The 24,754-nt window shown below is 44.7% G+C and carries 8 protein-coding genes and 1 pseudogene; 3 read left to right on the forward strand and 6 right to left on the reverse strand.

Annotation, left to right across the window (positions count from 1 at the left end; all coding sequences use genetic code 11):
• Positions 1 to 419: 419 nt before the first annotated feature.
• From BEN71_RS13840 to BEN71_RS13855, 4 genes and pseudogenes are all read right to left on the reverse strand, one after another.
• Positions 420 to 14,891: pseudogene (locus tag BEN71_RS13840) on the reverse strand (Ig-like domain-containing protein); the annotation flags it as partial.
• A gap of 453 nt (positions 14,892 to 15,344) precedes the next feature.
• On the reverse strand, positions 15,345 to 16,844 hold the full coding sequence (locus BEN71_RS13845) for a cation:proton antiporter (protein ID WP_068974695.1): 1,500 nt from the start codon (positions 16,842 to 16,844) through the stop codon (positions 15,345 to 15,347).
• A 221-nt stretch (positions 16,845 to 17,065) separates the two neighbouring features.
• Positions 17,066 to 17,956 (reverse strand): KPN_02809 family neutral zinc metallopeptidase, encoded by an 891-nt coding sequence (ypfJ, locus tag BEN71_RS13850; RefSeq protein ID WP_068974694.1) that lies wholly within the window; start codon positions 17,954 to 17,956, stop codon positions 17,066 to 17,068.
• 52 nt (positions 17,957 to 18,008) lie between these two features.
• Positions 18,009 to 18,935 carry a DUF808 domain-containing protein gene (locus tag BEN71_RS13855; protein ID WP_068974693.1) on the reverse strand — a complete coding sequence of 309 codons (927 nt, stop codon included), beginning with the start codon at positions 18,933 to 18,935 and terminating at the stop codon, positions 18,009 to 18,011.
• 254 nt (positions 18,936 to 19,189) lie between these two features.
• Between BEN71_RS13855 and trpS the strand changes: the two genes are divergently transcribed.
• Positions 19,190 to 20,203, forward strand: a complete 1,014-nt coding sequence (gene trpS / locus BEN71_RS13860) for a tryptophan--tRNA ligase (protein ID WP_068974692.1) — start codon at positions 19,190 to 19,192, stop codon at positions 20,201 to 20,203.
• A 452-nt stretch (positions 20,204 to 20,655) separates the two neighbouring features.
• Here the strand turns inward: trpS and lysS are convergent, their stop codons facing one another.
• Positions 20,656 to 22,185, reverse strand: coding sequence for a lysine--tRNA ligase (gene lysS, locus BEN71_RS13865; RefSeq protein ID WP_068974691.1), 1,530 nt, complete (start codon positions 22,183 to 22,185; stop codon positions 20,656 to 20,658).
• A gap of 136 nt (positions 22,186 to 22,321) precedes the next feature.
• Here lysS and BEN71_RS13870 point away from each other — a divergent pair, with 136 nt between their 5' ends.
• Positions 22,322 to 22,996, forward strand: coding sequence for a hypothetical protein (locus tag BEN71_RS13870; protein ID WP_227542611.1), 675 nt, complete (start codon positions 22,322 to 22,324; stop codon positions 22,994 to 22,996).
• 268 nt (positions 22,997 to 23,264) lie between these two features.
• The gene (locus BEN71_RS13875) at positions 23,265 to 23,768 is read left to right on the forward strand and encodes a YqiA/YcfP family alpha/beta fold hydrolase (RefSeq protein ID WP_068974689.1); all 504 of its coding nucleotides are present in this window, start codon (positions 23,265 to 23,267) and stop codon (positions 23,766 to 23,768) included.
• Positions 23,769 to 24,084: 316 nt separating this feature from the next.
• On the opposite strand, the gene BEN71_RS13880 is transcribed toward BEN71_RS13875, so the two are convergent.
• A complete protein-coding gene (locus BEN71_RS13880) occupies positions 24,085 to 24,621 on the reverse strand; it encodes an adenine phosphoribosyltransferase (protein WP_068974688.1) in 537 nt (178 codons plus the stop codon).
• Positions 24,622 to 24,754 lie beyond the last annotated feature (133 nt).

Raw genomic sequence — 24,754 nt, forward strand, 5'->3', positions numbered from 1 at the left:
TTGATGTTTATAACATCATTTGAGGAGCAGAATATCACTTATAGGAGTTGTTCAAATTTACGGATCCATCTCTATCAGCACCCATTGTAATTATTTAAGGCATGAAGCAATCATGATTTTTGATTGTTAAGTTGATTATTTTTAAATCAATGTTCTCTAAATTAATAATTTTCCATTTTGATTCATTTGGATAGATTAATCCTCTTATACACTATGAATGATTAATCATTTCAATTTAGGTTCACCCTATAGCATATTAAACTTGTATATAAATAAGCCATAAAGTGTATCAATTACTGCTAAAAATAAAAAAGGATGCCGAAGCATCCTTTTCTTTAAAACCGTTTAAATTAAATGATTAATTGGTTGTTTTGGATCAATGTTAATAGGTCTGTTTTCACATCATTCAAAATAAGCACATCTGTAAATGTATGTGTTGTACCAGCTTTACCATCACGGTCAATTTGAACATGAGTATTCGTACCATCATAAGTTACATTGACGTATTCAGTAAGGTTAGATGATGGATCTAATGTTACTTTACCTGTGCTGTCTGTATGTAGAGCATTAGAAATTTTATCATTCAATAATTCATGAATATCTATAACATCTGCATTGGCATCCGTTTCTATTTTACCAATTTTGAAGTTATTTGCTTGGTCAATACCATTACCACCGGTGTCGTGACTTGCATTTAATAACGCGAAGTAGATCGTATCACTGCCACCTGTAGTACCCATATTATAAGTATCGTTACCCGCATTACCTTGGAAGACTTCATCTGTGCTACTTCCATTAAAAGTTGATGGGGTACTTGCCACATCTGATGAATTTTCCGAACTAGAGGTTCCGCTATCATCAGCGAGTGAGCTATTTGGTGTCGCATCATTGCTCTTCGCAGTTGCACCATCCGTTCCTGTATCTGAAGCAACATTATCTACATATTGTTTAGATGCAAATGAAGTTGATGGCGTAGCATCTGGTACTGTCTCAGTCGCAACAATACTTCTATTCCCTGCTTGATCCACTGAAACTGCTGATACACTTTGTCCTGGCATTAAGCCTGGAATCGAAATAGACCAATTTCCAGCTGGATCAGCAGAGACATATTGATCTGAACCTTTTACACCATTTACGATTACGTTGACAATTACCACAGAGTTTCCTTCTGCTGTACCTGTAATCGGACTCGTCGAATCTACAATAGGATCAATTGCAACATCTGGAATCGTAGTATCGACTGTAACTGTTTCATAAAAATATCCCTCACTCGATTGACCAGCAATATTTACCACTCTTACTAGAAGGTCATAATCAGTATAAGTTCCTTGTGGTAGTACAAATGAATTACCTTCTCCACCAATCCAAGTATCACCACCATCGATTGTATATTCCCAATAATCAAGATCTGGATCTAGATTCGACAATATGACTTTTCCATTTTTTGTCACTCCATCATCATTAGTGCCACCCAAACGAGCAGTGTCTTCTTCAAATTCAAGGAAAGGAGTAAGTATACTATTGTCAAATACAATCTTTGTAGCATTCATACCTGTTGCAGTATTTCCAGCCACATCTGTCTGTCTGACTTGAATTTTACCAGCATCATATGTGGTATCTGATGCCGCTTTAAAGCTATTGCTACTCGTACCAGTAGTCCAGCTAGTACCTCCATCTAAACTATATTCCCACATCGCACCTTCTTCGATGTTTGACACAAGCAAAGTTGTATTCATAGTGATGTTATCAGTACTAGACTTACCAGTTTCTTGAACGATGATCACTGGAGTTGCAATCGTTGTATCGACAGTAACTGTTTGGTAAAAATATCCCTCACTTGATTGACCAGCAATATTTACCACTCTTACTAGAAGGTCATAATCAGTATAAGTTCCTTGTGGTAGTACAAATGAATTACCTTCTCCACCAATCCAAGTATCACCACCATCGATTGTATATTCCCAATAATCAAGATCTGGATCTAGATTCGACAATATGACTTTTCCATTTTTTGTCACTCCATCATCATTAGTGCCACCCAAACGAGCTGTATCTTCTTCGAATTCCAAGAAAGGAGTAAGTATACTGTTGTCAAATACAATCTTTGTAGCATTCATACCTGTTGCAGTATTTCCAGCCACATCTGTCTGTCTGACTTGAATTTTACCAGCATCATATGTGGTATCTGATGCAGCTTTAAAGCTATTACTACTCGTACCAGTAGTCCAGCTAGTACCTCCATCTAAACTATATTCCCACATCGCACCTTCTTCGATGTTTGACACAAGCAAAGTTGTATTCATAGTGATGTTATCAGTACTAGACTTACCAGTTTCTTGAACGATGATCACTGGAGTTGCAATTGTTTTATCTATTGTAGTCGCTGGTAATTGACCTACTTGGCTTACATTACCCGCAGCATCAGTTTGTCGAACTTCTACTTGTCCGGCAGTGTATTTTCCTTCAGGTAAGTTAAAACTTGTACTACTGCCTCCTGGCAACCAAGCACCACCATCGGTTCTGTATTCCCATGTAGCACCTGGCTCTAAACCAGTTACATTTACGGTGTCATTAGAAGTAATACCATCTGCAAGACCTGTATCTTCAGCTAGCGTTAATATTGGGGCTGTTGGCGCTGTTGTGTTCACAGTCAATGTTAATGCTGGGCTTGGATCGCTTTCATTACCCGCTGCATCCGTCAAGGTGTAGCTCAGCTTATGTTCACCTTCAGACAACGGAGTCGTTGGTGTCAAGGTGCCTGTCGTTGCATCATAGGTCGCAGCGACTGCTGCGCCATCTACATACAATTTTGGTGTTTCACCCGCGGCTGGTGCAGGGATGATCAAGCCTGGGGTGCTATCGTTGGTGCTTGTACCTGTACCGAATGTGCCTTGTACGGGATCGGTATTGTCCAAGTACTGTGTCGGGGCTGCTGGCGCTGTTGGCGCTATGGTGTCCACAGTCAATGTTAATGCTGGGCTTGGATCGCTTTCATTACCCGCTGCATCCGTCAAGGTGTAGCTCAGCTTATGTTCACCTTCAGACAACGGAGTCGTTGGGGTCAAGGTGCCTGTCGCTGCATCATAGGTCGCATCGACTGCTGCGCCATCTACATACAATTTTGGTGTTTCACCCGCGGCTGGTGCAGGGATGATCAAGCCTGGGGTGCTATCGTTGGTGCTTGTACCTGTACCGAATGTGCCTTGTACGGGATCGGTATTGTCCAAGTACTGACTCGGGGCTACTGGCGCTGTTGGCGCTATGGTGTCCACCGTCAAGGTTAATGCTGGGCTTGGATCGCTTTCATTACCCGCTGCATCCGTCAAGGTGTAGCTCAGCTTATGTTCACCTTCAGACAACGCAGTCGTTGGTGTCAAGGTGCCTGTCGCTGCATCATACGTCGCAGCGACTGCTGCGCCATCCACATACAATTTTGGTGTTTCACCCGCGGCTGGTGCAGGGATGATCAAGCCTGGGGTGCTATCGTTGGTTGTAGTACCTGTACCGAATGTGCCTTGTACGGGATCGGTATTGTCCAAGTACTGACTCGGGGCTACTGGCGCTGTTGGCGCTATGGTGTCCACCGTCAAGGTTAATGCTGGGCTTGGATCGCTTTCATTACCCGCTGCATCCGTCAAGGTGTAGCTTAAGTCATGTTCACCTTCAGACAACGGAGTCGTTGGTGTCAAGGTGCCTGTCGCTGCATCATACGTCGCAGCGACTGCTGCGCCATCCACATACAATTTTGGTGTTTCACCCGCGGCTGGTGCAGGGATGATCAAGCCTGGGGTGCTATCGTTGGTACTTGTACCTGTACCGAATGTGCCTTGTACGGGATCGGTATTGTCCAAGTACTGACTCGGGGCTACTGGCGCTGTTGGCGCTATGGTGTCCACAGTCAAGGTTAATGCTGGGCTTGGATCGCTTTCATTACCCGCGACATCCGTCAAGGTGTAGCTTAAGTCATGTTCGCCTTCAGACAACGCAGTCGTTGGGGTCAAGGTTCCCGCAACTGGATCATAGGTTGCAGGGACTTCGATGCCATCCACATACAATTTCGGTGTTTCACCCGCGGCTGGTGCAGGGATGATCAAGCCTGGGGTGCTATCGTTGGTGCTTGTACCTGTACCGAATGTGCCTTGTACGGGATCGGTATTATCCAAGTACTGTGTCGGGGCTGCTGGCGCTGTTGGCGCTATGGTGTCCACCGTCAAGGTTAATGCTGGGCTTGGATCGCTTTCATTACCCGCTGCATCCGTCAAGGTGTAGCTTAAGTCATGTTCGCCTTCAGACAACGGAGTCGTTGGTGTCAAGGTGCCTGTCGCTGCATCATACGTCGCAGCGACTGCTGCGCCATCCACATACAATTTTGGTGTTTCACCCGCGGCTGGTGCAGGGATGATCAAGCCTGGGGTGCTATCGTTGGTACTTGTACCTGTACCGAATGTGCCTTGTACGGGATCGGTATTGTCCAAGTACTGTGTCGGAGCTGCTGGCGCTGTTGGCGCTATGGTGTCCACAGTCAATGTTAATGCTGGGCTTGGATCGCTTTCATTACCCGCTGCATCCGTCAAGGTGTAGCTCAGCTTATGTTCACCTTCAGACAACGGAGTCGTTGGTGTCAAGGTGCCTGTCGCTGCATCATAGGTCGCAGCGACTGCTGCGCCATCTACATACAATTTTGGTGTTTCACCCGCGGCTGGTGCAGGGATGATCAAGCCTGGGGTGCTATCGTTGGTGCTTGTACCTGTACCGAATGTGCCTTGTACGGGATCGGTATTGTCCAAGTACTGTGTCGGAGCTGCTGGCGCTGTTGGCGCTATGGTGTCCACAGTCAATGTTAATGCTGAGCTTGGATCGCTTTCATTACCCGCGGCATCCGTCAAGGTGTAGCTCAGCTTATGTTCACCTTCAGACAACGGAGTCGTTGGTGTCAAGGTGCCTGTCGCTGCATCATACGTCGCAGCGACTGCTGCGCCATCTACATACAATTTTGGTGTTTCACCCGCGGCTGGTGTAGGGATGATCAAGCCTGGGGTGCTATCGTTGGTGCTTGTACCTGTACCGAATGTGCCTTGTACGGGATCGGTATTGTCCAAGTACTGTGTCGGGGCTGCTGGCGCTGTTGGTGCTATGGTGTCCACAGTCAATGTTAATGCTGGGCTTGGATCGCTTTCATTACCCGCTGCATCCGTCAAGGTGTAGCTTAAGTCATGTTCGCCTTCAGACAACGCAGTCGTTGGGGTCAAGGTTCCCGCAACTGGATCATAGGTTGCAGGGACTTCGATGCCATCCACATACAATTTTGGTGTTTCACCCGCGGCTGGTGCAGGGATGATCAAGCCTGGGGTGCTATCGTTGGTGCTTGTACCTGTACCGAATGTGCCTTGTACGGGATCGGTATTGTCCAAGTACTGTGTCGGAGCTGCTGGCGCTGTTGGCGCTATGGTGTCCACAGTCAATGTTAATGCTGGGCTTGGATCGCTTTCATTACCCGCTGCATCCGTCAAGGTGTAGCTCAGCTTATGTTCACCTTCAGACAACGGAGTCGTTGGTGTCAAGGTGCCTGTCGCTGCATCATAGGTCGCAGCGACTGCTGCGCCATCTACATACAATTTTGGTGTTTCACCCGCGGCTGGTGCAGGGATGATCAAGCCTGGGGTGCTATCGTTGGTACTTGTACCTGTACCGAATGTGCCTTGTACGGGATCGGTATTGTCCAAGTACTGTGTCGGGGCTGCTGGCGCTGTTGGCGCTATGGTGTCCACAGTCAATGTTAATGCTGAGCTTGGATCGCTTTCATTACCCGCTGCATCCGTCAAGGTGTAGCTCAGCTTATGTTCACCTTCAGACAACGGAGTCGTTGGTGTCAAGGTGCCTGTCGCTGCATCATAGGTCGCAGCGACTGCTGCGCCATCTACATACAATTTTGGTGTTTCACCCGCGGCTGGTGCAGGGATGATCAAGCCTGGGGTGCTATCGTTGGTACTTGTACCTGTACCGAATGTGCCTTGTACGGGATCGGTATTGTCCAAGTACTGTGTCGGGGCTGCTGGCGCTGTTGGCGCTATGGTGTCCACAGTCAATGTTAATGCTGAGCTTGGATCGCTTTCATTACCCGCTGCATCCGTCAAGGTGTAGCTCAGCTTATGTTCACCTTCAGACAATGGGGTCGTTGGTGTCAAGGTGCCTGTCGCTGCATCATAGGTCGCAGCGACTGCTGCGCCATCTACATACAATTTTGGTGTTTCACCCGCGGCTGGTGCAGGGATGATTAAGCCTGGGGTGCTATCGTTGGTACTTGTACCTGTACCGAATGTGCCTTGTACGGGATCGGTATTGTCCAAGTACTGTGTCGGGGCTGCTGGCGCTGTGGGTGCTGTACCATCAATCACTGTATTGCCTGGCTGTGAAACGTTACCCGCGGCATCTGTTGCTGTCGCTGTAACTTCATCACCGTCTTTTAAGCCTGGATTTGGCACACTCCAGTGACCATCCGCATCTGCTGTGGTGGTCACAGTCGTCGTTCCGCCTTGTCCATCTGGATAGCTCACGCTAACCGTACTGCCTGCTTCTGCTGTACCTGTAATTGGGTCATGTGTATTGGCTGGATTCACCACGGGTGCATCTGGTGCTTGGGTGTCCACAGTCAATGTTAAGGCTGGGCTTGGATCGCTTTCATTACCCGCGGCATCCGTCAAGGTGTAGCTCAGCTTATGTTCACCTTCAGACAATGGGGTCGTTGGTGTCAAGGTGCCTGTCGCTGCATCATACGTCGCAGCGACTGCTGCGCCATCTACATATAATTTTGGTGTTTCACCCGCGGCTGGTGCAGGGATGATCAAGCCTGGGGTGCTATCGTTGGTGCTTGTACCTGTACCGAATGTGCCTTGTACGGGATCGGTATTGTCCAAGTACTGTGTCGGGGCTGCTGGCGCTGTGGGTGCTGTACCATCAATCACTGTATTGCCTGGCTGTGAAACGTTACCCGCGGCATCTGTTGCTGTCGCTGTAACTTCATCACCGTCTTTTAAGCCTGGATTTGGCACACTCCAGTGACCATCCGCATCTGCTGTGGTGGTCACAGTCGTCGTTCCGCCTTGTCCATCTGGATAGCTCACGCTAACCGTACTGCCTGCTTCTGCTGTACCTGTAATTGGGTCATGTGTATTGGCTGGATTCACCACGGGTGCATCTGGTGCTTGGGTGTCCACAGTCAATGTTAAGGCTGGGCTTGGATCGCTTTCATTACCCGCGGCATCCGTCAAGGTGTAGCTCAGCTTATGTTCACCTTCAGACAATGGGGTCGTTGGTGTCAAGGTGCCTGTCGCTGCATCATACGTCGCAGCGACTGCTGCGCCATCTACATATAATTTTGGTGTTTCACCCGCGGCTGGTGCAGGGATGATCAAGCCTGGGGTGCTATCGTTGGTGCTTGTACCTGTACCGAATGTGCCTTGTACGGGATCGGTATTGTCCAAGTACTGTGTCGGGGCTGCTGGCGCTGTGGGTGCTGTACCATCAATCACTGTATTGCCTGGCTGTGAAACGTTACCCGCGGCATCTGTTGCTGTCGCTGTAACTTCATCACCGTCTTTTAAGCCTGGATTTGGCACACTCCAGTGACCATCCGCATCTGCTGTGGTGGTCACAGTCGTCGTTCCGCCTTGTCCATCTGGATAGCTCACGCTAACCGTACTGCCTGCTTCTGCTGTACCTGTAATTGGGTCATGTGTATTGGCTGGATTCACCACGGGTGCATCTGGTGCTTGGGTGTCCACAGTCAATGTTAAGGCTGGGCTTGGATCGCTTTCATTACCCGCGGCATCCGTCAAGGTGTAGCTCAGCTTATGTTCACCTTCAGACAACGGGGTCGTTGGTGTCAAGGTGCCTGTCGCTGCATCATACGTCGCAGCGACTGCTGCGCCATCTACATATAATTTTGGTGTTTCACCCGCGGCTGGTGCAGGGATGATTAAGCCTGGGGTGCTATCGTTGGTACTTGTACCTGTACCGAATGTGCCTTGTACGGGATCGGTATTGTCCAAGTACTGTGTCGGGGCTGCTGGCGCTGTGGGTGCTGTACCATCAATCACTGTATTGCCTGGCTGTGAAACGTTACCCGCGGCATCTGTTGCTGTCGCTGTAACTTCATCACCGTCTTTTAAGCCTGGATTTGGCACACTCCAGTGACCATCCGCATCTGCTGTGGTGGTCACAGTCGTCGTTCCGCCTTGTCCATCTGGATAGCTCACGCTAACCGTACTGCCTGCTTCTGCTGTACCTGTAATTGGGTCATGTGTATTGGCTGGATTCACCACGGGTGCATCTGGTGCTTGGGTGTCCACAGTCAATGTTAAGGCTGGGCTTGGATCGCTTTCATTACCCGCGGCATCCGTCAAGGTGTAGCTCAGCTTATGTTCACCTTCAGACAATGGGGTCGTTGGTGTCAAGGTGCCTGTCGCTGCATCATACGTCGCAGCGACTGCTGCGCCATCTACATATAATTTTGGTGTTTCACCCGCGGCTGGTGCAGGGATGATTAAGCCTGGGGTGCTATCGTTGGTACTTGTACCTGTACCGAATGTGCCTTGTACGGGATCGGTATTGTCCAAGTACTGTGTCGGGGCTGCTGGCGCTGTGGGTGCTGTACCATCAATCACTGTATTGCCTGGCTGTGAAACGTTACCCGCGGCATCTGTTGCTGTCGCTGTAACTTCATCACCGTCTTTTAAGCCTGGATTTGGCACACTCCAGTGACCATCCGCATCTGCTGTGGTGGTCACAGTCGTCGTTCCGCCTTGTCCATCTGGATAGCTCACGCTAACCGTACTGCCTGCTTCTGCTGTACCTGTAATTGGGTCATGTGTATTGGCTGGATTCACCACGGGTGCATCTGGTGCTTGGGTGTCCACAGTCAATGTTAAGGCTGGGCTTGGATCGCTTTCATTACCCGCGGCATCCGTCAAGGTGTAGCTCAGCTTATGTTCACCTTCAGACAATGGGGTCGTTGGTGTCAAGGTGCCTGTCGCTGCATCATACGTCGCAGCGACTGCTGCGCCATCTACATATAATTTTGGTGTTTCACCCGCGGCTGGTGCAGGGATGATTAAGCCTGGGGTGCTATCGTTGGTACTTGTACCTGTACCGAATGTGCCTTGTACGGGATCGGTATTGTCCAAGTACTGTGTCGGGGCTGCTGGCGCTGTGGGTGCTGTACCATCAATCACTGTATTGCCTGGCTGTGAAACGTTACCCGCGGCATCTGTTGCTGTCGCTGTAACTTCATCACCGTCTTTTAAGCCTGGATTTGGCACACTCCAGTGACCATCCGCATCTGCTGTGGTGGTCACAGTCGTCGTTCCGCCTTGTCCATCTGGATAGCTCACGCTAACCGTACTGCCTGCTTCTGCTGTACCTGTAATTGGGTCATGTGTATTGGCTGGATTCACCACGGGTGCATCTGGTGCTTGGGTGTCCACAGTCAATGTTAAGGCTGGGCTTGGATCGCTTTCATTACCCGCGGCATCCGTCAAGGTGTAGCTCAGCTTATGTTCACCTTCAGACAATGGGGTCGTTGGTGTCAAGGTGCCTGTCGCTGCATCATACGTCGCAGCGACTGCTGCGCCATCTACATATAATTTTGGTGTTTCACCCGCGGCTGGTGCAGGGATGATTAAGCCTGGGGTGCTATCGTTGGTACTTGTACCTGTACCGAATGTGCCTTGTACGGGATCGGTATTGTCCAAGTACTGTGTCGGGGCTGCTGGCGCTGTGGGTGCTGTACCATCAATCACTGTATTGCCTGGCTGTGAAACGTTACCCGCGGCATCTGTTGCTGTCGCTGTAACTTCATCACCGTCTTTTAAGCCTGGATTTGGCACACTCCAGTGACCATCCGCATCTGCTGTGGTGGTCACAGTCGTCGTTCCGCCTTGTCCATCTGGATAGCTCACGCTAACCGTACTGCCTGCTTCTGCTGTACCTGTAATTGGGTCATGTGTATTGGCTGGATTCACCACGGGTGCATCTGGTGCTTGGGTGTCCACAGTCAATGTTAAGGCTGGGCTTGGATCGCTTTCATTACCCGCGGCATCCGTCAAGGTGTAGCTCAGCTTATGTTCACCTTCAGACAACGGGGTCGTTGGTGTCAAGGTGCCTGTCGCTGCATCATACGTCGCAGCGACTGCTGCGCCATCTACATATAATTTTGGTGTTTCACCCGCGGCTGGTGCAGGGATGATTAAGCCTGGGGTGCTATCGTTGGTACTTGTACCTGTACCGAATGTGCCTTGTACGGGATCGGTATTGTCCAAGTACTGTGTCGGGGCTGCTGGCGCTGTGGGTGCTGTACCATCAATCACTGTATTGCCTGGCTGTGAAACGTTACCCGCGGCATCTGTTGCTGTCGCTGTAACTTCATCACCGTCTTTTAAGCCTGGATTTGGCACACTCCAGTGACCATCCGCATCTGCTGTGGTGGTCACAGTCGTCGTTCCGCCTTGTCCATCTGGATAGCTCACGCTAACCGTACTGCCTGCTTCTGCTGTACCTGTAATTGGGTCATGTGTATTGGCTGGATTCACCACGGGTGCATCTGGTGCTTGGGTGTCCACAGTCAATGTTAAGGCTGGGCTTGGATCGCTTTCATTACCCGCGGCATCCGTCAAGGTGTAGCTCAGCTTATGTTCACCTTCAGACAACGGGGTCGTTGGTGTCAAGGTGCCTGTCGCTGCATCATACGTCGCAGCGACTGCTGCGCCATCTACATATAATTTTGGTGTTTCACCCGCGGCTGGTGCAGGGATGATTAAGCCTGGGGTGCTATCGTTGGTACTTGTACCTGTACCGAATGTGCCTTGTACGGGATCGGTATTGTCCAAGTACTGTGTCGGGGCTGCTGGCGCTGTGGGTGCTGTACCATCAATCACTGTATTGCCTGGCTGTGAAACGTTACCCGCGGCATCTGTTGCTGTCGCTGTAACTTCATCACCGTCTTTTAAGCCTGGATTTGGCACACTCCAGTGACCATCCGCATCTGCTGTGGTGGTCACAGTCGTCGTTCCGCCTTGTCCATCTGGATAGCTCACGCTAACCGTACTGCCTGCTTCTGCTGTACCTGTAATTGGGTCATGTGTATTGGCTGGATTCACCACGGGTGCATCTGGTGCTTGGGTGTCCACAGTCAATGTTAAGGCTGGGCTTGGATCGCTTTCATTACCCGCGGCATCCGTCAAGGTGTAGCTCAGCTTATGTTCACCTTCAGACAACGGAGTCGTTGGTGTCAAGGTGCCTGTCGCTGCATCATACGTCGCAGCGACTGCTGCGCCATCTACATATAATTTTGGTGTTTCACCCGCGGCTGGTGCAGGGATGATTAAGCCTGGGGTGCTATCGTTGGTACTTGTACCTGTACCGAATGTGCCTTGTACGGGATCGGTATTGTCCAAGTACTGTGTCGGGGCTGCTGGCGCTGTGGGTGCTGTACCATCAATCACTGTATTGCCTGGCTGTGAAACGTTACCCGCGGCATCTGTTGCTGTCGCTGTAACTTCATCACCGTCTTTTAAGCCTGGATTTGGCACACTCCAGTGACCATCCGCATCTGCTGTGGTGGTCACAGTCGTCGTTCCGCCTTGTCCATCTGGATAGCTCACGCTAACCGTACTGCCTGCTTCTGCTGTACCTGTAATTGGGTCATGTGTATTGGCTGGATTCACCACGGGTGCATCTGGTGCTTGGGTGTCCACAGTCAATGTTAAGGCTGGGCTTGGATCGCTTTCATTACCCGCGGCATCCGTCAAGGTGTAGCTCAGCTTATGTTCACCTTCAGACAACGGGGTCGTTGGTGTCAAGGTGCCTGTCGCTGCATCATACGTCGCAGCGACTGCTGCGCCATCTACATATAATTTTGGTGTTTCACCCGCGGCTGGTGCAGGGATGATTAAGCCTGGGGTGCTATCGTTGGTACTTGTACCTGTACCGAATGTGCCTTGTACGGGATCGGTATTGTCCAAGTACTGTGTCGGGGCTGCTGGCGCTGTGGGTGCTGTACCATCAATCACTGTATTGCCTGGCTGTGAAACGTTACCCGCGGCATCTGTTGCTGTCGCTGTAACTTCATCACCGTCTTTTAAGCCTGGATTTGGCACACTCCAGTGACCATCCGCATCTGCTGTGGTGGTCACAGTCGTCGTTCCGCCTTGTCCATCTGGATAGCTCACGCTAACCGTACTGCCTGCTTCTGCTGTACCTGTAATTGGGTCATGTGTATTGGCTGGATTCACCACGGGTGCATCTGGTGCTTGGGTGTCCACAGTCAATGTTAAGGCTGGGCTTGGATCGCTTTCATTACCCGCGGCATCCGTCAAGGTGTAGCTCAGCTTATGTTCACCTTCAGACAATGGGGTCGTTGGTGTCAAGGTGCCTGTCGCTGCATCATACGTCGCAGCGACTGCTGCGCCATCTACATATAATTTTGGTGTTTCACCCGCGGCTGGTGCAGGGATGATTAAGCCTGGGGTGCTATCGTTGGTACTTGTACCTGTACCGAATGTGCCTTGTACGGGATCGGTATTGTCCAAGTACTGTGTCGGGGCTGCTGGCGCTGTGGGTGCTGTACCATCAATCACTGTATTGCCTGGCTGTGAAACGTTACCCGCGGCATCTGTTGCTGTCGCTGTAACTTCATCACCGTCTTTTAAGCCTGGATTTGGCACACTCCAGTGACCATCCGCATCTGCTGTGGTGGTCACAGTCGTCGTTCCGCCTTGTCCATCTGGATAGCTCACGCTAACCGTACTGCCTGCTTCTGCTGTACCTGTAATTGGGTCATGTGTATTGGCTGGATTCACCACGGGTGCATCTGGTGCTTGGGTGTCCACAGTCAATGTTAAGGCTGGGCTTGGATCGCTTTCATTACCCGCGGCATCCGTCAAGGTGTAGCTCAGCTTATGTTCACCTTCAGACAACGGAGTCGTTGGTGTCAAGGTGCCTGTCGCTGCATCATACGTCGCAGCGACTGCTGCGCCATCTACATATAATTTTGGTGTTTCACCCGCGGCTGGTGCAGGGATGATTAAGCCTGGGGTGCTATCGTTGGTACTTGTACCTGTACCGAATGTGCCTTGTACGGGATCGGTATTGTCCAAGTACTGTGTCGGGGCTGCTGGCGCTGTGGGTGCTGTACCATCAATCACTGTATTGCCTGGCTGTGAAACGTTACCCGCGGCATCTGTTGCTGTCGCTGTAACTTCATCACCGTCTTTTAAGCCTGGATTTGGCACACTCCAGTGACCATCCGCATCTGCTGTGGTGGTCACAGTCGTCGTTCCGCCTTGTCCATCTGGATAGCTCACGCTAACCGTACTGCCTGCTTCTGCTGTACCTGTAATTGGGTCATGTGTATTGGCTGGATTCACCACGGGTGCATCTGGTGCTTGGGTGTCCACAGTCAATGTTAAGGCTGGGCTTGGATCGCTTTCATTACCCGCGGCATCCGTCAAGGTGTAGCTCAGCTTATGTTCACCTTCAGACAACGGAGTCGTTGGTGTCAAGGTGCCTGTCGCTGCATCATACGTCGCAGCGACTGCTGCGCCATCTACATATAATTTTGGTGTTTCACCCGCGGCTGGTGCAGGGATGATTAAGCCTGGGGTGCTATCGTTGGTACTTGTACCTGTACCGAATGTGCCTTGTACGGGATCGGTATTGTCCAAGTACTGTGTCGGGGCTGCTGGGGTTTCAGGGGCTGTAACATCTTTTCCTACAATTTCTGTGGCTGGTTTTGATTCATTACCTGACGGATCTGTCGCTGTTGCAATGACTTCTCCACCTTCTTTTAGACCAGGATTCGGCACACTCCATTTACCATCTGTACCCGCTGTAACAGTGGCAGTAGTTTTATCTGGATAAGTCACTGTAACTTCTGAACCAGGCTCTGCTGTACCAGTAATTGGATCTTTTGAACCCGCTTCAATTGGATTTAGCTCAGGCTGATCTGGTGGAGTTGTATCTTTAACCTCTGTAGTTACAGGATCAGACTTATTGCCTGCTGGGTCAGTCGCTACTGCGGTTACTTTTTCACCCTCTTCCAAGCCAGGGTTTACAACCGACCATTTACCATCTGTACCTGCTGTAACAGTGGCTGTGGTTTTATCTGGATAAGTCACTGTAACTTCTGAACCAGGCTCCGCTGTACCTGTAATTGGATCTTTTGAACCCGCTTCAATTGGATTTAGCACTGGTTGATCTGGTGGAGTTGTATCATTAACTTCAGCAGTGACAGGATCAGACTTATTACCCGCTGGATCAGTGACTACCGCAGTGACTTTATCACCATCTTTTAAACCTGGATTCGGCACTGACCATTTACCATCTGTACCAACGGTAGCCGTTACCGTACTGCCATCCGGATAAGTTACAGTGACTTCCGCACCTGCCTCTCCCGTACCTTTAATTGGGTCTTTTGAGCCTGCTTCAATTGGGTCAATTACTGGCTTTACTGGTGCTGTAGTGTCTTTATTATCATCACCATCACTACTACCCGCAATAGCAGCAACCGCTCCAGCACCAACTGCCCCCAATATCCAAGGTACGACAGGAGCAATACCATCATGATAAAGTAGCGGCTCTATAGAATCGATTGGATTATAATTTACAATAACCCCTTCAGGTGTCGTTTCCCCTGGAACAAATAATGATCCATCATTCTCTTGGAAAACAACTGTGTTATCCGCATTATTTTGATTATTATAATAATTCTCTATTGTTATTGTTTCGCCATTTTTTAGTGTGATGACCAATGAATTGCCTTCTCGAACCATTGATTTTACATCGTCTTTTGGAATTTTTAGAATGACGACTGAATTGTCTTGTAAACTAATTTTATTTACACCAACAAGCTCTAATACTTGGTGACTTTCTTTTCCAATGATCGTTATATTTGTCATAATTTTAGCCTTTAAAGTTTATTTTTGATGTGTTCTGGACATTGCTTTTATTTTTAATAAAAGATAGTACAGCAACCGCTATATCTTAAAAATATGACCATTATCACACTTTTTATAAATAGCGTGCAAACTTACACTACAATTCATGTTATTTATTTAATTAGACTTAAATATATTGTTATAAAATAAAGGGGTATTTAATAAAAATTGTTTATTTATTCACATTTTTTTACTTGAATTACAGTATGTAATTTCTCCTTAATCCAGACATTTAAGACCCATATTTATAGAGTCATGGACATAGTAAGTTTGTAAGTTTATTTTTCCCAAACTTAAATTCTTTCTTTGCAATCCATTCGGCAATAAAAAAGCCACTTAAAAGTGGCTGTTTGTTTAAAAGTTTGCAGGGTTTTCCAATCGCTTAACCTCTTGTGCTTTTTCAGGATGATGTACAGATGCAACACCATCTGAAGACTTTTTATCGACTAAGGCTTCAGGATTATAAATGGTAATCGTCTCATGTCCTTCAGCATCTTCACCAACAATATATTTAATTCCTTTACGGTTCATTTTATTACACATTCTCTGATACCACCCTTTGAATCCTTGTGTTTCTTCATTTGGGTTGTAATAGAACGCATTCATCACCGCAGGCAAGCCTAAGCCACAGACCACGCCAGATAACAATACGCTAATAAATGTATAACCAATTAAGATACTGCTGTAATCACGTAGCTCAGGCACGTTGGCAACAGCTAGGATCAATGCTAAAGAGATCCCTCCTCGTACACCACCCCATGAAAGAATCGCCAAGCTGCCGTTATAGCTTTTTTTACGGAATGATGGGAAAAATGCGAATGATAAAAAGTTTGCGGCGAAACGTGATAAATGCAAAGCAAAGAAAGCAAATATACCACCAAGAATCAAACTAGTACTTAAATCTAAAATAAAGATTTCCAGACCGATTAGCGTAAATAAGAATGAGTTGATAATCCCTTCAACAGTATGCCAGAAATGATTCACTTCACGAATTTCACGATCTTGTAAAATTTCTTTCCATTTATTACCAACAATCAAACCACCGATCACACAGGCAATTGGTGCGGAAGCATGTGCAAATAATGCAACCAAGTAAGAACCACATGCTAATAAAGCAGTAGTCAAAATAAGTGATTCCATTTCATGCTTACCACGCATAAGACGCAGAATCCCTAAACCAAATGCCCAACCGATAATTACTGCAACGACAATTTCATAAAGGAAGGTTTGTAAGGTTGCCATCAAGCTGAAGTGCTCACCTTCAAGTACATTCAATAAAGTCATAAAGACTGCGATACACATTGCATCGTTAAACAGTGATTCGCCTTCAAGTTTAACCATCAAATGGTGTGGAGCACGCACAGAACTGAGTACGCCTTTAATCCCAATCGGGTCAGTCGCCCCAAGTGCAGAACCTAAAAGTAATAACACGAGAATTGGAACAGGATTGCCAATTAAATATTGGAATCCAAAAACCAAACCAGCAAAAAACACAGCACATAGCAACAAAGCAATCGTCGCTAAAATACTGATCGGTTTCCAATATACTTTTAAGTCAGAAACTTTAAATTTTAATGCTGATGAGGTCAGAATGAAGCAGATCACGCCATTGACTAAAAAATCATAAAAATCAATATGACGAACGGCTTCTTCAATATTGTGAATATTAATAGAAATAAATTGGTTGCCATTCAGCAAACTTGCTCCCCATTGCAATATGAAGACAAAAATTGCTGAAACGATGGGTACGCCAATTGCCTGCGGGAAACCTAATATTCGCTTATTAAAAATTGTTGTTGCGATAGAGAGTGCAAATACGACCGTAAAGACCTGAAGAAAAAAATAATTGCCCATTTGAAACCTTTTTCTATTTAGATATAACTACACATCAAACACTCAATCATTTCTTAGTAAAATATAAAATAATAGACCATTTAACAAACGCTATAATTGTACAAAAAAACTTTAAATCTGCCTTTTGCTAGTTATATTTTTTAACATAAAAATTTGAACTAAGCGCTAATTTAAAAGAAAAAAGAGCTAATCTTAGCTCTTTTTTCTTTCTTATACTCGGATTAATTAAAGGTATCGCAACGATCAATATCACCTGATTTTAAGCCTGTGTTAAACCATTGCATACGCTGTTGACTCGTCCCATGCGTAAAACTGTCTGGTACGGCATAGCCACGTGCTTTTTTCTGTAAAAAGTCATCGCCAATTTTTTCAGCTGCATCCATTGCTTCTTCAATATCACCTTGTTCAAGGAACTGAGTCCGTTGATGTGTGCTATTTGCCCAAACGCCTGCCAAACAATCCGCTTGTAATTCTAAACGCACAGATAACTGGTTACCCTGAGCTTCACTTACACGTTGGCGTTGTTGTTGGACTTGTCCAGAAATACCCAATATATTTTGGATATGGTGCCCAACTTCATGTGCAATCACATAAGCTTGCGCAAAATCACCTGCTTCATCTCTGGCAGAAAGCTCTGTTTGATTCTGCTCACCAGAGATGCCCATCTGCTGACGCATATCTTTAAAGAACTGGGTATCAATATATACTTTTTGATCTGCTGGACAATAAAAAGGTCCCATAGCAGATTGTGCAGCACCACAGCCTGACTGAATAGCCCCACTAAACATCACCAATTTAGGTGAAACATATTGCACACCTTTCGCCCTTAAAATAGGCGTCCACGTGTCTTCTGTATCCGCCAAAATTGTTCCAACAAAATCGGATACTTCTTTTTGCTCAGCAGTCAAATTCGCTGGTGCTGCGCCTTGAGTCGCACCAGATGAAGTTACTTGCTTGGTTGCCTGATACGCTTGTTGTGGATCTACACCGAAAAACTTCCAAGCAACAAATGCAACGATCAAACCGATGATACTAATACCACCCGCTTTAGCTCCCCCACCGCCACGGCGATCTTCTACATTGTCACTGACACGACGTCCTTTCCAACGCATAGTTCTGTCCTTTTTATTTTAAATTGCTTGTAGTTTACGATGTTTTATTCAATTATGCAGTGGTTGATTTACCACGAATTTTTTGAATAAGATTGACCACTAACAATACAATAAGTCCAGCGACAATACCAATCACCATATTAATCAAAGTCGGTGCGAGCGCTCCAATAATACTGCCCACAGTCGGAATATGCTCAATATGATCAACGGTTTCTTCAGTCCAGTGATGTAAAGATGAAACAGCATGGGTAATAATCCCGCCACCAACTAAGAACATTGCAATCGTTCCAACAATCGTCAATGTCTTCATCAACTTTGGTGCAAATGCCAATAATCCACGACCAATTGTTTGTTTTAAACTTGAAGCTTGTTGGGTTAAATACAAACCAAGATCATCAATTTTAACAATCATTGCGACAAAGCCATAAACGCCCACTGTCATGAAAATCGCGATCACAGATAAAACCATAACTTTCGTACCGAAAGTTGCGGCAGCGACAGTACCTAAAGAAATCACTACAATTTCAGCTGAAAGAATAAAATCTGTACGAATTGCTCCTTTGATTTTATCTTTTTCAAAAGTCGCTAAATCTGTTTCAATTTGCTCCAATTCCTCCTGCGCTGCTTCTTCAGTTTTGGCTTTTTTATGATGTAGGCTATGTAAAACTTTTTCCACACCTTCATAGCACAGGAATAAACCACCGATCATTAGCAAAGGATTGATTAACCATGGTGCAACCACACTGATCAATAATGCCAAGGGAACAAGAATTAATTTATTGACAAAAGAGCCTTTGGCAACGCCCCATACCACTGGCAGTTCACGCTCAGATCTTACACCACTGACTTGTTGCGCATTGAGGGCTAAATCATCCCCCAAAACACCTGCTGTTTTCTTTGCCGCCATTTTACTCATGACTGCAACATCATCTAATACTGCCGCAATATCATCTAATAATATTAATAAACTACTCGCCATTATTTTATCCGAAGTTTTTAGTTATATAGAAACGGCTCACCTTTCAACAAAGTATTGCCAATAAATTTGACCCATTTTAAATTGAAAAATTATTTTTCTATAGATTTTTTTGTAGATTTTTAGCCTAATCGGATCGTGAATCATTACAAAACAAGTTCTATATCAATTTTCGCTGACATTAAAATTAATTATCTCGTACAATACTTCCCATTCATAAAACACGACTGTCTTAAACGAAGACTTTGGAAGCGATAATGACGAATCAAGATAATCGTCCTGTGATTTTGACAGGTGACCGTCCTACAGGACAACTACACTTGGGACATTTTGTAGGTTCTTTACGCTCACGAGTAGGCTTACAAGATTCTCATCATCAACATCTTCTACTCGCTGATGCACAGGCTTTAACAGATAATGCCGATAACTTTGAAAAAGTTCGTCGTAATATTATTGAAGTCGCAACTGATTATTTGGCTGTAGGTATTGACCCAACCAAAACAACGATTTGTGTTCAATCATGCTTACCCGCACTGAATGAACTGACTATGTTGTATCTAAACTTTGTGACTGTTTCACGTTTAGAACGTAACCCAACCATTAAAGCAGAAATTCAATTGCGTGGTTTTGAACGTGACATTCCTGCGGGCTTCCTCTGCTACCCTGTTGCTCAAGCAGCGGATATCACTGCATTTAAAGCAACTGTCGTTCCTGTCGGTGATGATCAAATTCCAATGATTGAACAAACCAACGAAATCGTTCGTCGTTTGAACCGTCAAATTGGGCACGATGTACTACCTGAATGTAAAGTCTTACTTTCAAATATGAGTCGCTTACCAGGTTTTGATGGTAAAGCAAAAATGTCGAAGTCTTTGGGTAATACCATCGTTCTAGATGCGACAGACAAAGACATCAAAAAAGCAGTGAATGCAATGTATACCGATCCGAACCATCTTCGTATTGAAGACCCAGGTCAGGTGGAAGGCAATATTGTATTTACTTACTTAGATGCTTTTGATCCAAACAAAGAAGAAGTTGAAGAACTGAAAGAACATTATCGTCGTGGTGGTTTAGGCGATGGTACGGTGAAAAAACGTCTTGAGGGTGTGTTAAAAGAATTGATTACACCGATTCGCGAACGTCGTATGGAACTTGCAAAAGATCCTGATTACATCATGGACATCTTGAAAACAGGTACAGATAAATGCCGTATCATTACTCAAGATACTTTAGATGAAATCAAAAATGGTTTAGGCGTGTTTCATTTTTAAGTGATCCAGCAAATACATTTTGAATGAATAAAAAGCCACTAAATTTAGTGGCTTTTTATTTTTAGCAATTTAAATAAACGTATCTATGTAATTTTAGGCTTTTTAAACAGCATGATGCTACGCGCTAAGGCGACATGGATGTCACCGTTGGGCGGGGGTATAGGACATACCCCTCGCCCAACAAAGGATTTTTGTAACCTTGCGGAATATATTCCTCATCCTTCAAAAGTTAGGCATCGACTACGCAAAGCAATTTAAACCATTCAATGTATATCGTGTCTGCGCAAATCTTCTATTGATATTGTCTAACTTTTTATGAATGGTATTATTACGATTTAACCTATATAAAGGCTCAATACCAATAATTTGATTAACTATCTAAAATTATTCATTAAAAAAGCCACTGAATTCAGTGGCTTTTTACTTTTCACATACTAGGTATTAATCAATAATTAGTTTGATTTAATACGCATGTGCGGGAATAAAATCACATCACGAATACTTGGCGCATTGGCAAACAGCATAACCAAACGGTCAATACCAATACCCTCACCAGCTGTAGGAGGTAAACCATATTCTAAAGCTTCAATAAAGTCCGCATCGAAATGCATCGCTTCATCATCACCCGCATCCTTTTCCGCAACTTGCGCTTGGAAACGTTCAGCTTGATCAATTGGATCATTTAACTCTGAGAAGCCATTTGCCAACTCACGACCACCGATGAAGAATTCAAAACGATCCGTAATGTGCGGATTATCATCATTACGGCGTGCCAATGGAGAAGTTTCCGCTGGATATTCAGTAATGAATGTTGGTTGACGTAATTGAGTTTCAACTGTTTCTTCAAATACGATGGTTTGAAGTTTACCTAAACCAAAACCTGGTTTTACTTGCTCTTTCAATTCTTCACGAACGAAGTTTGCAAGGAACTCACGATCTGCAACATTTTCAGGGGTGAAGCTTGGGTTATGTTCAAGAATCGCATCAAACATTGAAATCTTCTTGAATGGGCCTTTGAAGCTATAGACTTCTTCACCATAAGGCACATCAGTTGAACCTAAGATATCGATTGCCAATTTTTCAAGCATACTTTCAGTCAAAGCCATTAAGTCTTTGTAGTCTGCATAAGCTTGGTAGAATTCGATCATGGTGAATTCTGGGTTATGACGTGTAGAAACACCTTCATTACGGAAGTTACGGTTAATTTCAAATACACGCTCAAAACCACCAACCACTAAACGTTTTAAATAAAGTTCAGGTGCAATACGTAAGAATAAAGGCATATCCAATGCATTGTGATGTGTTTCAAATGGACGTGCAGACGCACCACCTGGAATCACATGCATCATAGGGGTTTCAACTTCCATGAAACGTTCATTGATTAGGTAATTACGAATGCCAGAAATCACTTTCGCACGAACTTCAAAAGTTTTACGTGTTTCTTCATTCACAATTAAGTCTAAATAACGTTTACGATACTTTACTTCTGTATCTGTTAAGCCATGGAATTTATCTGGAAGCGGACGAAGTGATTTGGTCAACAATTCAAAATGTTCAATATGCACATATAAATCGCCTTTACCTGAACGACCGATATAGCCTGAAACAGCGATAATGTCACCCAAGTCTAAACTTTTTACAGTTTCTAAAACTTCAGGAGCAAGTTCTTTACGTGGTACATAAAGTTGAATACGACCAGTCATATCTTGAATCACGATGAATGAACCACGGTTCAACATCACGCGACCCGCTACAGAAACATGAACTTGTTCACCAGCTTCAATTTCTTCTTTTGATTTTTCAGCGAATTGATCTTGCAAATCTTGCGCATAATGTTCACGTTTGAATGCGTTAGGCCATGGGCTAACACCAGTTTCCTTGGCGTGATCTTGGATTTGCTTTAACTTGGCATGACGCTGTGCAATTAAATCGTTTTCGGAAATGTGTTGTTCAGAAGTCGATTGAGCGTTATGTTGCGTCATCTCTGCCTCGATTATATTAAAAAACGGAAGTTGCATAGCATAGCAGATTTACAACATAATGCGTATGAATATAACTCAACGAAGCATTTAAAAATTAAAAAATATGAATAAATACTGGCATGGATTCGCCCGAAGTATGATTATTCTTGGTGTTTTATTCTGTTCAACAGTGGTTACTGCAGAACAGATCATCGTCATGAGTAATACGCGCAAAGATCTTCCAATGAAGATCGAAACAACGAATATCTCTAACCAAGGGTATGTTTGGCAATTTGAAATCATACCGAATCAAAATACCCGCCAAGTACAAGCCAAACTCTTAAATCCAAATCCCAACAAAAGTATGCTCAATACGAGAGCATTGGAAATTGCTAAAAAAATCACCTTAGATCAGTTACCGCAGGTCAATAATGATTTTCAAAATAGAGTGCTTAACTCAGATGAAAATACGATTGCCAGAACGCAATACTATTATGGGAAATACACTTTATTTATTAAATTCCCTGAATCAGTGCAGTATGCGGTAAAACCTAATTTTTCACATTTACAAAGTACACTTGAACCCTTCTGTAATCGCCAACAAGACAACAAACTGAGATTTGATGAGCAAGGTGATATTCAAATCAATGCCAAACTGTTTGTAAATACTCAAGGTCAAATTCAAAATATTCAATATATTCCAGCGATTGCACCTAAAATTAGCAATATCCTCGAACCTTTAGTTAAAAAAATTCGTTTTTACCCACGCAATGAATATGGAGTTCTAAAGTCATTTTCCATTGAACAACCACTGATCATTCAATGCCATTGAATAAAATATTCATAAGTCTAATTTTGACGCTTTTTTCTGATCAAGCTTAAAACGATGATTAAAATTTTACTTTAAAATCAATATAGTAAATAATTTTCAATGAAATAAATAATATTTACTTCAGCACACCTTAGACCAATAGCTAAGTTATAAAAACAACAGAGCTGATTACACTACAAGAATACAAATTTAGTGGAAATGGAACGTTTTATATTTCCTTAACACTATTTCTATCTTTGTGAATAAAGACAGTATGAATGCGATAACAATGAACTGTGAAAATACTAAAATTCTATTTCTACATGGACTTGATTCTTCAAAAGAATCAACAAAGTTTCATGCCATTCAGTCTGGAAAAAAATACTGTATCGAGATCGACTACCGTAATTTAAATTATAAAACTGTCGAAAATCTCTATCACGATATTATCGAAAAAATTAAGCCTGATTTATTGATCGGACATAGTTTAGGTGCGTATTGGGCATTAAAAATGTCTCAAAGTCACCGCATCCCAACCATTATTGCCAATCCAAGTCTGAGCCCTGACTTCCGCACAGATTACCCTGCGATTAATGAACATGATTTAGAGCATGATATTCCGCAGATCGCATATATTGAATTGGGTGATGAAGTTCTCGACATGTATCAAGTTGCTGAACAACTCGAACCTTATATGCAAGTTGAAACCATTGAAGGCGGACACCATCGCCTTGCTCAACCTGAAAACCTCAATCGTTTAATTGACTATATGCAACATACGTTTATTGATTAATTTTTATTAGATCTCTTGCGTAAGTTGGAAAATGTTCAAATTTTAGAATCAAAACATATCAAAAAGAATATTGGGAGTTCCTTCTCCCTTTGGGAGAAGGCTAGGATGAGGGTTTTAAAGTAGAAAACCTCTCCCTTGCGCAGTAGTACTGCTCATCTCCTGAAAGGAGAGGGAACATTCAATATTGATTTAAATCTTGCCGAAATTAACTTTCGCAAGAAGTCTATTGATTATAATAATTTCAAATCATCAAGACTGAAATTAAGCGTATAAAAAAGCCTTGTATCAACAAGGCTTTTCCGTATCAAAACAACAATTAAGCAACCGCTTCTTCAACAGGTTTAGACGTTTCATCTAACACAGACCAAACTGTCATACCCAAATCTTTATGCAAATCTGGAAGATCAAGGAAAATACTCGCACCTAGCACAGTATGTTCACATTTGTTCATCAACTGTTTAACCGCTTTCAATGTACCACCAGTTGCCAAAACATCATCCACAATAATCACTTTTTGTGGTTCGATGTCAGCAGACATTTCCAAACGATCTAAACCATATTCTAAGCTATAACCCACACCAATCACTGGAGGTGGTAACTTACCTGCTTTACGAACGAGCAATAAACTTTTGCCAGTACGTTGCGCCAACAAACTTGCCAATACAAAACCACGCGCTTCTACAGCAACAAAACTATCTACTTCCGCTAATTGCTCTGCTGGAATACTTGCAATGAGCGCATCAGTCAATTCAACCAAATTGTTCATAAACAATGGAGTTAAATCATAAAAACAAATACCTGGTTTTGGAAAATCTTGGACAGTACGGATACTTGACCACAAAACAGTAGACATGTTCATAATAAGGGAGAGCTGTAAAAGAAAAGGAATACGTGAATTTTACTACTTTTTAACCAAAAAAGACAGTTTGACTCAGACACTTAAATATTTCATAAATGTAAGTTATTGATATTATTGATGCCATTTT

The sequence above is a fragment of the Acinetobacter wuhouensis genome (assembly GCF_001696605.3).
GTDB lineage: Bacteria > Pseudomonadota > Gammaproteobacteria > Pseudomonadales > Moraxellaceae > Acinetobacter > Acinetobacter wuhouensis.

Coding starts and splice junctions, on each gene's coding strand:
- BEN71_RS13880 (WP_068974688.1), bottom strand. CDS start 24,621: ATGTCTACTGTTTTGTGGTCAAGTATCCGTACTGTCCAAGATTTTCCA.
- ypfJ (WP_068974694.1), bottom strand. CDS start 17,956: ATGCGTTGGAAAGGACGTCGTGTCAGTGACAATGTAGAAGATCGCCGT.
- BEN71_RS13875 (WP_068974689.1), top strand. CDS start 23,265: ATGAACTGTGAAAATACTAAAATTCTATTTCTACATGGACTTGATTCT.
- trpS (WP_068974692.1), top strand. CDS start 19,190: ATGACGAATCAAGATAATCGTCCTGTGATTTTGACAGGTGACCGTCCT.
- BEN71_RS13855 (WP_068974693.1), bottom strand. CDS start 18,935: ATGGCGAGTAGTTTATTAATATTATTAGATGATATTGCGGCAGTATTA.
- lysS (WP_068974691.1), bottom strand. CDS start 22,185: ATGACGCAACATAACGCTCAATCGACTTCTGAACAACACATTTCCGAA.
- BEN71_RS13870 (WP_227542611.1), top strand. CDS start 22,322: ATGATTATTCTTGGTGTTTTATTCTGTTCAACAGTGGTTACTGCAGAA.
- BEN71_RS13845 (WP_068974695.1), bottom strand. CDS start 16,844: ATGGGCAATTATTTTTTTCTTCAGGTCTTTACGGTCGTATTTGCACTC.